The sequence below is a fragment of the Curtobacterium sp. 22159 genome (genome assembly GCF_052045775.1).
In the GTDB taxonomy this organism is placed as follows: Bacteria; Actinomycetota; Actinomycetes; order Actinomycetales; family Microbacteriaceae; genus Curtobacterium.
In genome coordinates this window covers 49,878-61,204 of sequence record NZ_JBQEPN010000015.1, presented here as the reverse complement: position 1 = coordinate 61,204, position 11,327 = coordinate 49,878, and the positions used below count along the sequence as shown (strand labels likewise).

The following is an 11,327-nucleotide window of genomic DNA, read 5'->3' as shown; positions in this document are numbered from 1 at the left end:
CGCGCGTTCGCGCGTGAACTGTCGCTGAGCGCGAAAGAACGCGGCGCATCCGCGCGGCCGCCTGCGGCGCGCCGGGCCGGGGCGCCCGAGACTCGGCCTGGGCGACAGTTCTCGCGCGTTCGAGCGCGAGAACCGTCGCTCACCGCGAGACTCGGCCCGCCTCGGCCGCGCCAGCCGCGCCAGCGGCGCCCGCCGCGGCGGCGCCGGACGGCGCGGCCGTCCGCACCCGCGCCACGAGCGTGACGACGACCGCCGCAGCAGCTGCCACCACCGCTGCCACCGCGGTCGGCACCGACACGAGCGGACCGTCCACCCGTGCGACCGCCACCCACGCCAGCCCCCACGCGAGCGACGCCGTCGGCGCCAGGCGCCCGCGACCCCACACCGCCACGAGGACCCCGACGACGCCGGCCACGAGCGCGACCACGACGCCCCAGACGTCCTGCGACAGCCCGGAGCCCCGGTAGCCTGCAGCGGCGAGCACCGCCGCCGTGTTCGCCGCCGTCGCGACGCAGACCCACCCGAGGTACAGCCCGAACGTGCCGTCGGTGACGATCGCCTCGACGATCCCGGACGGCCGGGAACGCCGCAGCAGCACGAACGCCCACACCAGCACGGCGAGCAGCGCGACGATGATCGGTTCGCTGAGCCACAGGAAGTCGAACTGCACGGACAGGATCCACGCCGCGTTGAGCAGCAGGGACAGCACGGCCGGCACCGTGAGCCGTGCGTGCCGGGCGTCGTCAGCGGTGCGGAAGCACTGCCGGACCGCGTACGCCATGAGCCCGACGTAGACCACGCTCCAGATCGAGAACGCCGGCCCGTCGGGAGCGATCGCCGTCGACGAGGCCGAGAGCGCTCCTCCCGCGGCGTCCTGGATCGGCGTCCCACCGGCGGCACCCGAGCCGACGAACGCGCCCACCACCGCGACGACCGCGCTCACCGCGACCGCGATCCGCTCCCAGATCCGCCTCATGACCGTTCCCTTCGTCAGCATGCTGATGACCTGCACCGTAGGCGTTCGATCGGTCGCGTCGCGCAGGGAGCGTCCAGCGAGTCGGGGGACAGCCGGGAGGCGCGGCTCGCCTCCGTCACGCGCGTCGCGTCCCGCGGGCCCCGCGTCTGCGTACGGTGGGCGGGTGAGCGTCGAGCTGAACACCGTCTACGTCGACCGGATCGCACCGATCCCGAGTCCGTCGCTCGACGACACCTTTCGGATGCTGGAGGACCAGGGCGCCAGCGCATGCATCGTGCTCCACCAGCCCGACGCCGAGGAGCTCGGTGACGTCGCCGTCGCGCTCGGCCTGCACGAGCTCGCGGTCGAGGACTCCGCCGAGGGGCACCAGCGCCCGAAGCTCGAACGCTACGGTTCGACGCTCTTCGCGGTGCTCAAACCCGCGCTGTACAACGACCGTCAGGAGGAGGTCGAGTTCGGCGAGGTGCACGCCTTCGTCGGCGACGACTTCTTCCTCGCCGTCGTGCAGGCGGATCCACGCGGGAAGCAGACCGTCCCGCGGGCGCTGCAGCGCATGAGCGGCAAGCCCGGACTCGTGACGGTCGGCCCGCAGGCGCAGCTCTGGGCGCTCATGGACTCGATCGTCGACGGCTACGTGCCGGTGATCGACGGCCTCGAGGAGGACATCAACCAGATCGAGGAGCAGCTCTTCGCCGGTGTGGCCGGGGTCTCCCGACGCATCTACGAGCTGTTCGGCGAGGTCGTCGACTTCCAACGGGCGGCCCGGCCGCTCATCCACATGATCGAGAACCTCCACCGCGGTGCCGAGAAGTACCACCTCCCGGTCGAGATGCAGCGCCGCTTCCGCGACGTCCTCGACCACGCCATCCGGACGGTCGAACGTCTGGACACGTTCCGTCAGCTGCTGCAGAACGCCCTGACGGTCGACTCGACGCTCGCGGCGCAGAAGCAGAACGACGACACCAAGCGCATCTCCGGGTGGGCGGCGATCCTCTTCGCCCCGACGCTCGTCGCGGCGATCTACGGCATGAACTTCACGAACATGCCCGAGCTGAAGTGGCCGCTCGGCTACCCCCTGGCGCTCGTCGCGATGGTGGTCTTCGCGGCGGTGCTCTGGGTGGTGTTCAAGGTCAAGCGGTGGTTCTGACCAGCGACGGGGGCCCGGTAGGCTTCCCGGTGTGGCGCACTCCGGCAACGCGACGAGCGGGACGCCCGGCTGGGCGCTGAAGCTCGCCGTCGTCACCGCACTCGTCGGGGTCGCGGGTGGCATCGCCGGGCTGTCGGTCTGGTTCGCGCTGCAGTTCATCCAGTTCGTCGCGTTCGGCTTCCCGTTCGGCGGGCACCTCGAGGCGGCGCAGGCCCCGTCGGCGCTGAACCGCTTCCTCGCGTTGGCCGCTGCCGGTGTCCTGACCGCCGTCGCGTGGTGGGCGCTCCGGCGTTGGGCCCGGCCGGTCGTGTCGGTCACCGCTGCGGTCGGGGGGAAGCGGATGCCGGCCCTCTCGACCATCGCGAACGCGGGCGTGCAGATCCTCGCCGTGGGACTCGGTGCGTCGATCGGCAAGGAGGTCGCGCCGCGGGAGATCGGTGCGTGGCTCTCCCAGCTCGTCACCGCGCGCGCCGGGCTCACCCACCGCGAGACCCGGATCCTCGTCGCCTGTGGTGCGGCCGCGGGTCTCGCCGCCGTGTACGACGTCCCGCTCGGCGGCGCGCTGTTCGCGGTCGAGGTCCTGCTCGGGGAGCTGACGCTCGCGACCGCGGTGCCGGCGTTCGCGACGAGTGCGATCGCCGCCTTCGTCGCGCGGCTCGTCATCCCCGACGAGGTGCTCTACCACGTGCCCGCGATGCACCTCTCCCCGTCGCTGGTGGTGTGGGCCGTGCTCGTCGGGCCGGCGCTGGGCTTCGCCGGTGTCGGGTTCGTCAAGCTCACGAACCGGCTGCAGGGCCTGGCCCCGAAGGGCTGGCGGTTGCTCGTCGTGCTGCCGGTCGTCTTCGCCATGGTCGGGCTCATCGCGGTGCCGTTCCCGGAGATCCTCGGGAACGGGCGCGCGCTCGGGCTCGTCGCGATGAACGCCTCCCTCGACGCCGGCTCGGTCGCGGGACTGTCCCCGATCGTGTTCCTCCTCGTGCTCGGGCTCATCCGGACGATCACGACCTCGGCCACGATCGGAGCGGGGGCCGTCGGCGGCACGCTCACCCCGTCGATCGCGATCGGATCAGCGGTCGGCGGCGGGCTCGGCGGTCTGTGGCTCCTGCTGTGGCCGGCCGACGGTCCGGGGCTCGCCGCGTTCGCGTTCGTCGGCGCGGCCGCGTTCCTGGCGACCACCATGCGCGCACCGTTCACCGCCCTCGTGCTCGTCGTGGAGTTCACGCAGCAGGGGACGGACATCCTCGTGCCGTCCCTCCTGGCCGTCGCCGGCGCGGTCGCGGTCGCCCACGTCCTCGCACGTCGGCGGAGCGCTCAGATGGTCTGAGCAGACCACCACGATCCCGGACGCGTCACCGCCTCCCGGCCTACCATCGGCCGCACAGCGGGGCAGTGGGCTCCGCACCGAGGTGAGGAGCTGCCGATGGCGGGGTTCGACGACATCACGAAGAAGGCGCAGGAGTTCCTGCAGAACGGCAAGGTCCAGGACGCCCTGAAGAGCGAGCAGGCCGAGGGCATCAGCGACAAGGTGCTGGACGGCGTCGCCGACGCGGTGAAGAAGGCGACGGGTGGGAAGTTCGACGACAAGATCGACGGTGCCCGCGACGCCGCCGACAAGCACGTCGGCAACCAGTAGGCAGCGACTCGGACGGCCCCGGACCGAGCCGTCCGGGGCCGGACCCCGATTGGACGCCAGGACGCCGAGGGACGACGATTGTCGGGTGACTGTCGTTGCGCCGAACCAACCGCTCTCCGAGTCCGAGGTCGAGGAGATCCGCCGGGACTTCCCGATCCTCGCGCAGGAGGTCAACGGCCACCCCCTCGCGTACCTCGACTCGGGTGCGACCGCGGAGCGTCCCCGCCAGGTCCTCGACGCCGAACGTCGGTTCCTCGAGCACGACAACGCGGCCGTCCACCGAGGCGCGCACACGCTGGCGGCGCTCAGCACCGACGCCTACGAGGACGCCCGCGCCACGGTCGCCGGCTTCATCGGCGCGACGAGCCCGAACGAGGTCGTCTGGACGTCGAACGCGACGGACGCCCTGAACCTCGTGGCGTACGGGATCGCGAACGCCAGCCGTGGCCGGGGCGGGGTGGACGCCGAGCGGTTCCGGACCGGGCCGGGTGACGAGATCCTCGTCACCGAGGCCGAGCACCACGCCAACCTCGTCCCCTGGCAGGAACTGGCGGCGCTCACCGGCGCGACGCTCCGCTGGGTGCCGGTCGCCGACGACGGCACCTGGACCGCCGAGGAGGCGGTCGCCCGCATCACCGAGCGGACGAAGGTCGTCGCGTTCGCGCACGTCTCGAACGTCACCGGCATGGTCGCCCCGGTCTCCGCCGTCGTCGCCGCCGCCCACGCGCACGGCGCCCTCGTCGTGCTCGACGCCTGCCAGTCCGCACCGCACCGTCCGCTCGACGTGCAGCGGCTCGGTGTCGACTTCGCGGCGTTCTCCGGCCACAAGATGCTCGGGCCGAACGGCATCGGCGTGCTCTGGGGTCGCGGCGAGCTCCTCGACGCCCTGCCGCCGTTCCGGACCGGCGGTTCGATGATCACCACCGTGACCATGGAGCAGACCGACTTCATGCCGGCACCGGAGCGGTTCGAGGCGGGGACGCAGCCGGTGTCGCAGGCCGTGGCGCTCGCCGAGGCCGTCCGCTACCTGGAGGGCATCGGGATGGAACGCGTCCGCGCCCACGAGGAGCACCTCGCGCAGCACATGCTCGAGGGGCTCCGTGAGGTCCCGGGCGTCCGCGTCGTCGGACCGCCCGCCGGCGTGCCCCGCTCCGGGCTCGTGTCCTTCGACGTGGACGGCGTGCACGCGCACGACGTCTCGCAGTACCTCGACGCGCAGGGCATCGCCGTCCGCTCGGGGCACCACTGCGCCCAGCCGCTGCACCGTCGACTGGGGCTGGCCGCCACGAGTCGTGCGAGCACGTACGTCTACACGACCGAGCAGGACGTGCGCCGGTTCCTGCAGGCGGTGTCCGAGGTGCGCGGCTACTTCGGCGCGGGGGAGGCCCGTCCGTGAGCTCCCTCGACTCGCTCTACCAGCAGGTCATCCTCGACCACGCCAAGGCCCGGCACGGGGACGGCCCGCTCGAGGCCGCCGACGCCGAGCACTTCGAGCGGAACCCCACGTGCGGCGACGAGATCACCGTCCGGGTCCGGCTCGAACCCGGCACCGACCGCATCGCCGAACTCGCCTGGCAGGGTGACGGGTGCTCGATCTCGATGGCCTCGGCGTCCGTGCTCACGGACATGGCCGTCGGTCGGACGACCACCGAGCTCCTCGCCCTCAGCGACGCGTTCCGCACGATGATGCGGTCGCGCGGCGTGGGCGAACCGGACGAGGACGTCCTGGAGGACCTCGTCGCCTTCCACGGCGTCTCGAAGTTCGTCATGCGGGTGAAGTGCGGCATGCTCGCCTGGGTCGCGGCCGAGGCCGCCGTGCGTGAGGCGGGTGTCACGGTTCGTCACCGTGCGTGACCTCGGCCGGTCCCCGTCGTAGCGTCGCCGCCGTGAGCCCCCGCAGCGACCGCCGACAGATCCGCTTCAACGCGTTCGACATGAACTGTGTCGCGCACCAGTCCTCCGGGCTGTGGCGGCACCCCCGGGACCGTTCGCGGCACTACAACGACCTCACGTACTGGACCGAGCTGGCGAAGCTGCTCGAGCGCGGGAGGTTCGACGGCATCTTCATCGCGGACGTCCTCGGGACGTACGACGTGTACGGGGGGACGAACGAGGCAGCGCTCCGGACCGGGTCCCAGGTGCCGGTCAACGACCCGATCCTGCTCGTCTCCGCGATGGCGGCCGTGACCGAGCACCTCGGGTTCGGGATCACGGCGGGGACGGCGTACGAGCACCCGTACCCGTTCGCCCGCCGCATGTCGACGCTCGACCACCTCACGAAGGGCCGCGTCGGCTGGAACGTCGTCACCGGCTACCTGCCGAGCGCCGCGCGCAACATGGGCCAGACCGACCAGCTCTCGCACGACGACCGGTACGACGTCGCCGACGAGTACCTCGAGGTCCTCTACAAGCTGTGGGAGGGTTCGTGGGAGGACGACGCGGTCGTCGCGGACCGGGAGACCGGCGTCTTCACCGACCCGGCGAAGGTGCACCCGATCGAGCACCACGGCACCCACTTCAACGTCCCCGGCATCCACCTCTCCGAGCCGTCGGTCCAGCGCACCCCGGTCGTCTACCAGGCCGGTGCCTCACCGCGCGGCCTCCGGTTCGCGGGTGAGAACGCCGAGGCCGTCTTCGTCGGCGCGCCGACCGTCGAACAGCTCGCGGTCACCGTCCGCAAGGTCCGCGACGCCCTGGAGGCGGCTGGTCGCGACCGGTACGCCGCCCGCGTCTACTCGCTGCTCACCGTCATCACCGATGCCACCGACGAAGCGGCGCAGGCCAAGTACCGCGACTACCTCTCGTACGCGTCGGAGGAGGGCGCGCTCGTGCTCAACTCCGGCTGGATGGGCGTCGACCTGTCGCAGTGGGACCTCGACGAGCCGCTCGGCGACGTCGAGTCGAACGCGATCCAGTCCGCCGCCGCCAACATCGCCGCCGCCACCGGCGAGGACGGCTCGGCGTGGACGATCCGCGACCTCGCGCGACACACGGCGATCGGTGGCCTCGGCCCGGTGACCGTCGGCAGCGGCGCCACCATCGCCGACCGTCTGGTGGAGATCCAGGAGCAGACGGACGTCGACGGGTTCAACCTGGCGTACGCGGTGACCCCCGGCACGTGGGAGGACGTCATCGAGTTCGTCGTGCCCGAGCTCCGGGCCCGCGGGGTCTACCCGGACGAGTACACGGCGGGCTCCCTGCGGCACAAGCTGCACGGACGTGGGGACCGGCTCCCGGCGGAACACCGCGGCGCCTCCTTCCGGGTCGGTCAGGCGACCGTCGTAGGCTGACGGGGTGCTGACCGGTCCCGTCCCCCTCGCCAGGGCGGGGACGGACGCGGACGTCGCCGACTGCGTCCGGCTCTGGTGCACCGCGGTGTCCGTCCGTGACGGCGTCGCCGAAGACCCGGCCGTGCGCGTCCGCGCCGAGGACAAGTTCCGTGCGCCGCGGGTCGCGCTCGTCGTGGTCCGCGACGAGCGCGGGGTGCTCGACGGCTTCGCCCTCGTGACGGAACCGGGCACCGGCCGGAGCGGTGATCCGGAGGACGCCGCGTACCTGTCGTTGCTCGCTGTCCGACCCGACCTGCAGGCTCGCGGCGTCGGGCGGGCACTCGTTCGGGAGGCGCTCGACGCGGCGGGACGAGCCGGTCACGAGCGCGTCGCCCTGCACGTCCTCGCCGACAACGAGCGGGCGCTCCGCCTCTACCGGGCCGGCGGCTTCCGACCGACCGGTGTCACGTTCCCGCACGCGCTCACCGGGACACCGACCCTGACCCACGTCGCCGCGACCGACCCGCGTCCCTGACGGCGCTCCCGGGACCGCCGAGTTCCTCGGCGAGCACCGCGTTCCGCGCCCTGATGAGCCGCGGCAGGTACCGGGCGAGCACCAGCACCTCCGCCAACCGACCGAGCGGGCCGAACGGCGCGCGGAAGGTGATCTCGTCCACCATCCGCGTGCCGCCGGCCGTCGGCTCGAAGCGGTGCTCGTGCCGGAAGTGGGCGAACGGCCCACGGACCTGTTCGTCGACGAACCGGTGGGGCGCCTCCAGTGCGGTGATGCGACTCGTCAACCGCCAGACGACCCCGAGGTGCCGCGCTCGGAACGTCACGGTCTCGCCGAGGCCGATCGCACCGGACGTCACCCCGCCGACCGCGCGCTCACCCGTGCCGGCGAGCGACCGCTCGTGCGCGTCGATGTCGAGCGACAGGTCGAACGCGCGAGCCGGCGGAGCGGCGAGTCGGGTCTCGACCCGGAACGCGACGGTCACGCCATCGGCCAGACCGTCGCGACCGAGCGGTCGTCGTCGCGGAGCGCGGCCGCGAGCAGCTGGTCGTGCCGTCGCCCCCGGTGGAGGACGCCCGAGCGCAGTCGGCCCTCGAACCGGAGTCCGAGTCGTCGCGCGACGGCCGCGGACGGCTCGTTCGTCGCGATCGCGCGCCACTGCACCCGGACGAGTCCGAGCCCCCGCGGCGTCGGTGCGAACGCCCACTCGAGCACCGCGGACGCGGCCTCGGTCAGGTAGCCCCGGCCGCGGCCGTCCGGGTGCATCGCGTACCCGATCTCGGCGGCGCCGTCGACGAACCCGAAGAGGCCGACGGTGCCGAGCAGCCGGGGGTCGTCGGCCAGGCGGACCCCGAACTCGTAGCGGGTGTCCTCCGCCCACCCCGGTCGGACGAGCTCGGAGACCCAGTGCAGCGCCTCCTCGCGCCCGTACGGCACGGGAACCGGGGTGAACGCGATGACGTCCGGGTCGTTCGCGTACGCCACGATGGCGTCCACGTCGGAGGCCGTCGGTACGGACAGCACGAGTCGGTCGGTGCGGAGCGTCACGGGGTCCATCCGCCGAGCCTAACGACGAGCCGCGGTAGCGTCGGGTGCATGACGTTCGACGAGCTCTCGTTCCCGGTGATCGACGGGCACAATGACCTGCCGTGGGAACGACGGGACACGCACGACTCCGGGGTCGAGGGCATCGACAGCGAGGTCGGCTCGCTGCACACCGACCTGCCGAAGCTGCGGGCCGGGGGCGTGGTCGGGCAGTTCTGGTCCGTGTTCGTGCCGGCGGACGACCCGGACCCCGTGCGCACCACCCTGCAGCAGGTCGACCTCGCGCACCGGATCGTCGAGCGGTACCCGGACTCGCTCGCGCTGGCCCGGACGGCGCACGAGGTGCGCGCGGCGATCGCGTCCGGGCGGATCGCCTCGCTGCTCGGCGCGGAGGGCGGGCACTCGATCGGGGACGACCTCGCGGTGCTCCGCGACCTCGCTCGGCTCGGGGTCCGCTACATGACGCTCACGCACAACGACGACACCCCGTGGGCGGACTCGGCGACCGGATCGCACCCGCACGGCGGCCTGACCGACCGGGGCCGCCAGGTCGTGGCCGAGATGGAACGGATCGGGATGCTCGTCGACCTGTCCCACACCGCGCCGACGACCATGCGGGACACCCTCGACGTCGCCACGCAGCCGGTCGTGTTCAGCCACTCGTCGACGACCGCCGTGAACGACCACCCCAGGAACGTGCCGGACGACGTGCTCGCCCGGCTCGCGGACAACGGCGGGGTCGTCATGATCACGTTCGTGCCGGCCTTCGTGTCGAGGGACTGGGCTGCCTGGGAGGCCGCCGGGTCCGACGGGGAACCGCCGCTCGTGACCGTCTCGGACGTCGCCGACCACGTCGAGCACGCGCGGGACGTCGCGGGTGCCGCCCACATCGGACTCGGTGGCGACTACGACGGCACGCCGGTGCTGCCGCCGGACCTGCGGGACGTGTCCCGGTACCCCGTGCTCGCGGCGGAGCTGGAACGGCGGGGCTGGAGCGGAGCAGACCTGCGGGCGCTCGCCGGCGGCAACGTGCTCCGCGTGCTCGAGGCGACCGACGAGCGGTTCGCCCGGACGGTCCACCTGCGCTGACCCCGGGCGGACCGTGGGGGGCGACCGCGCGTCATCGGACAGCCCCGCCCTGGCTCTGATCGCTAGGATCGCACCGCACGCCGTGCCTCCAGGGCGGAGGCACGCGACCAGACCCGATGAGGACGGTACCGATGAGCGGCACGATCCACGACAACATCTCGCAGGCGTTCGGGAACACGCCGCTGGTCCGGCTGAACCGCCTCCCGAAGGAGGGCGGCGCCGAGGTCCTGGCGAAGCTCGAGTTCTACAACCCGGGCGCGAGCGTGAAGGACCGCCTGGGCGTCGCGATCATCGACGCCGCCGAGGAGTCCGGCGCGCTGCAGGCCGGCGGCACGATCGTCGAGGGGTCCTCCGGCAACACCGGGATCGCGCTGGCCCTCGTCGGTGCCGCGCGGGGCTACCGCGTCGTCATCACGATGCCCGAGACCATGAGCGTCGAACGCCGAGCCCTCATCCGCGCCTACGGGGCCGAGGTCGTCCTCACGCCGGGGCCGGAGGGCATGAAGGGGGCCGTGGCGCGCGCCGAGCAGATCGTCGCAGAGACCCCGGGTGCGATCCTCGCCCACCAGTTCGAGACACCGGCGAACGCGGCGATCCACCGGAAGACCACGGCGGAGGAGATCCTGCGCGACACCGAGGGACACGTCGACGTGTTCGTCGCGGGCGTCGGCACGGGCGGGACCATCACCGGGGTCGGCCAGGTCCTCAAGGAACGGGTCCCGGGCGTGCAGATCGTCGCGGTGGAGCCGAAGGACTCGCCCCTGCTCACCGAGGGCAAGGCCGGTCCGCACAAGATCCAGGGCATGGGCGCGAACTTCATCCCCGAGGTCCTCGACCAGAGCGTGATCGACGAGGTGTTCGACGTCGAGCTCGACGACGCGCTCCGTGTCGCGCGCGACCTGGCGACGCAGGAAGGCATCCTCGCGGGCATCTCCTCGGGTGCGATCATCCACGCCGCGATCGAGATCGCTGCGCGGCCCGAGAACGCCGGCAAGCGGATCGTCGCGATCGTGTGCGACACCGGCGAGCGTTACCTGTCGACGGTGCTCTTCGAGGGGCTCACTGCGTGAGTCGTCCCGTCCGACGAGGCGTGCTGCGGACCGTCCGGGAGGACCTCGCCGCAGCACGTCGCGGTGATCCCGCGTCCCGTGGTGACCTCGAGAACGCCATCGTCTACTCGGGGTTGCACGCCATCTGGACCTACCGGCTCACCCACCGGTTGTGGATCGCGGAGGGGCTGCCCGGTTCGCGGTTCGCGGCGCGGGTGATCGCGCAGATCGCCCGGTCGGTGACGGGGATCGAGATCCACCCCGGAGCCCGCATCGGTCGACGGTTCTTCATCGACCACGGGATGGGCGTGGTCATCGGGGAGACCGCGGTGATCGGGGACGACGTGGTGCTCTTCCACGGCGTGACGCTCGGCGGCCGCGGCGGCGACCACGGGCCGGGGGCACGTCGTCACCCGGCGGTCGGGGACCGCGTGGTGCTCGGGGCCGGGTCGTCGCTGATCGGGGCGATCACGGTCGGAGCCGACTCCGTGGTCGGGGCGAACACCGTGGTGACGAAGGACGTGCCGGCGGGTTCCGTCGTGACGGGTGTGGCGGGGACGGCGCGTCCGCGGTCCGGACACGAGGGCGTGCCGACGCTCTGAGCGA

The 11,327-nt window shown here is 72.5% G+C and carries 13 protein-coding genes; 10 read left to right on the top strand and 3 right to left on the bottom strand.

The features are described 5' to 3' along the window. Positions 1 to 139: 139 nt before the first annotated feature. Positions 140 to 997, bottom strand: coding sequence for a tryptophan-rich sensory protein (locus ACTJKO_RS16075; RefSeq protein WP_440690155.1), 858 nt, complete (start codon positions 995 to 997; stop codon positions 140 to 142). 142 nt (positions 998 to 1,139) lie between these two features. On the opposite strand from ACTJKO_RS16075, the gene ACTJKO_RS16070 reads away from it, so the two are divergent. The 7 genes from ACTJKO_RS16070 to ACTJKO_RS16040 all read left to right on the top strand — a co-directional run bounded on the left by ACTJKO_RS16070 (position 1,140) and on the right by ACTJKO_RS16040 (position 7,560). Next, the gene (locus ACTJKO_RS16070; protein WP_440690154.1) at positions 1,140 to 2,123 is read left to right on the top strand and encodes a magnesium and cobalt transport protein CorA; all 984 of its coding nucleotides are present in this window, start codon (positions 1,140 to 1,142) and stop codon (positions 2,121 to 2,123) included. Positions 2,124 to 2,154: 31 nt separating this feature from the next. Further along, positions 2,155 to 3,447, top strand: a complete 1,293-nt coding sequence (locus ACTJKO_RS16065) for a chloride channel protein (RefSeq protein WP_440690153.1) — start codon at positions 2,155 to 2,157, stop codon at positions 3,445 to 3,447. 96 nt (positions 3,448 to 3,543) lie between these two features. Beyond that, positions 3,544 to 3,756, top strand: a complete 213-nt coding sequence (locus tag ACTJKO_RS16060) for an antitoxin (protein ID WP_440690152.1) — start codon at positions 3,544 to 3,546, stop codon at positions 3,754 to 3,756. Between the two features lie 85 nt (positions 3,757 to 3,841). Continuing rightward, complete coding sequence (locus ACTJKO_RS16055; RefSeq protein WP_440690151.1) at positions 3,842 to 5,152, top strand: SufS family cysteine desulfurase; 1,311 nt, start codon at positions 3,842 to 3,844, stop codon at positions 5,150 to 5,152. Further along, complete coding sequence (gene sufU / locus ACTJKO_RS16050; RefSeq protein ID WP_440690150.1) at positions 5,149 to 5,610, top strand: Fe-S cluster assembly sulfur transfer protein SufU; 462 nt, start codon at positions 5,149 to 5,151, stop codon at positions 5,608 to 5,610. Before ACTJKO_RS16055 ends, sufU begins: the two co-directional genes overlap by 4 nt. Positions 5,611 to 5,642: 32 nt before the next feature. Further along, a complete protein-coding gene (locus tag ACTJKO_RS16045; protein WP_440690149.1) occupies positions 5,643 to 7,046 on the top strand; it encodes an LLM class flavin-dependent oxidoreductase in 1,404 nt (467 codons plus the stop codon). A gap of 4 nt (positions 7,047 to 7,050) precedes the next feature. Next, entirely contained in the window at positions 7,051 to 7,560 is a 510-nt protein-coding gene (locus ACTJKO_RS16040; RefSeq protein ID WP_440690148.1) for a GNAT family N-acetyltransferase, read from the top strand. Here the strand turns inward: ACTJKO_RS16040 and ACTJKO_RS16035 are convergent. Together ACTJKO_RS16035 and ACTJKO_RS16030 are read right to left on the bottom strand one after the other, a co-directional pair. Next, positions 7,508 to 8,023 carry an SRPBCC family protein gene (locus ACTJKO_RS16035; protein WP_440690147.1) on the bottom strand — a complete coding sequence of 172 codons (516 nt, stop codon included), beginning with the start codon at positions 8,021 to 8,023 and terminating at the stop codon, positions 7,508 to 7,510. The genes ACTJKO_RS16040 and ACTJKO_RS16035 overlap by 53 nt on opposite strands. Beyond that, positions 8,020 to 8,595, bottom strand: a complete 576-nt coding sequence (locus tag ACTJKO_RS16030; RefSeq protein WP_440690146.1) for a GNAT family N-acetyltransferase — start codon at positions 8,593 to 8,595, stop codon at positions 8,020 to 8,022. Before ACTJKO_RS16030 ends, ACTJKO_RS16035 begins: the two co-directional genes overlap by 4 nt. A gap of 39 nt (positions 8,596 to 8,634) precedes the next feature. Here ACTJKO_RS16030 and ACTJKO_RS16025 point away from each other — a divergent pair, with 39 nt between their 5' ends. The 3 genes from ACTJKO_RS16025 (at position 8,635) to epsC (ending at position 11,323) form a co-directional block, all read left to right on the top strand. Beyond that, a complete protein-coding gene (locus ACTJKO_RS16025) occupies positions 8,635 to 9,672 on the top strand; it encodes a dipeptidase (protein ID WP_440690145.1) in 1,038 nt (345 codons plus the stop codon). Between the two features lie 131 nt (positions 9,673 to 9,803). Further along, a complete protein-coding gene (gene cysK, locus ACTJKO_RS16020; protein ID WP_440690144.1) occupies positions 9,804 to 10,742 on the top strand; it encodes a cysteine synthase A in 939 nt (312 codons plus the stop codon). Continuing rightward, complete coding sequence (gene epsC, locus ACTJKO_RS16015; protein ID WP_440690143.1) at positions 10,739 to 11,323, top strand: serine O-acetyltransferase EpsC; 585 nt, start codon at positions 10,739 to 10,741, stop codon at positions 11,321 to 11,323. Before cysK ends, epsC begins: the two co-directional genes overlap by 4 nt. The last annotated feature ends 4 nt before the right edge of the window (positions 11,324 to 11,327 follow it).

Bases quoted from the DNA above. Each gene is read 5' to 3' on its own strand.
- ACTJKO_RS16075 (WP_440690155.1), bottom strand. From the start codon at position 997: ATGCTGACGAAGGGAACGGTCATGAGGCGGATCTGGGAGCGGATCGCG.
- ACTJKO_RS16060 (WP_440690152.1), top strand. From the start codon at position 3,544: ATGGCGGGGTTCGACGACATCACGAAGAAGGCGCAGGAGTTCCTGCAG.
- ACTJKO_RS16030 (WP_440690146.1), bottom strand. From the start codon at position 8,595: ATGGACCCCGTGACGCTCCGCACCGACCGACTCGTGCTGTCCGTACCG.
- ACTJKO_RS16025 (WP_440690145.1), top strand. From the start codon at position 8,635: ATGACGTTCGACGAGCTCTCGTTCCCGGTGATCGACGGGCACAATGAC.
- cysK (WP_440690144.1), top strand. From the start codon at position 9,804: ATGAGCGGCACGATCCACGACAACATCTCGCAGGCGTTCGGGAACACG.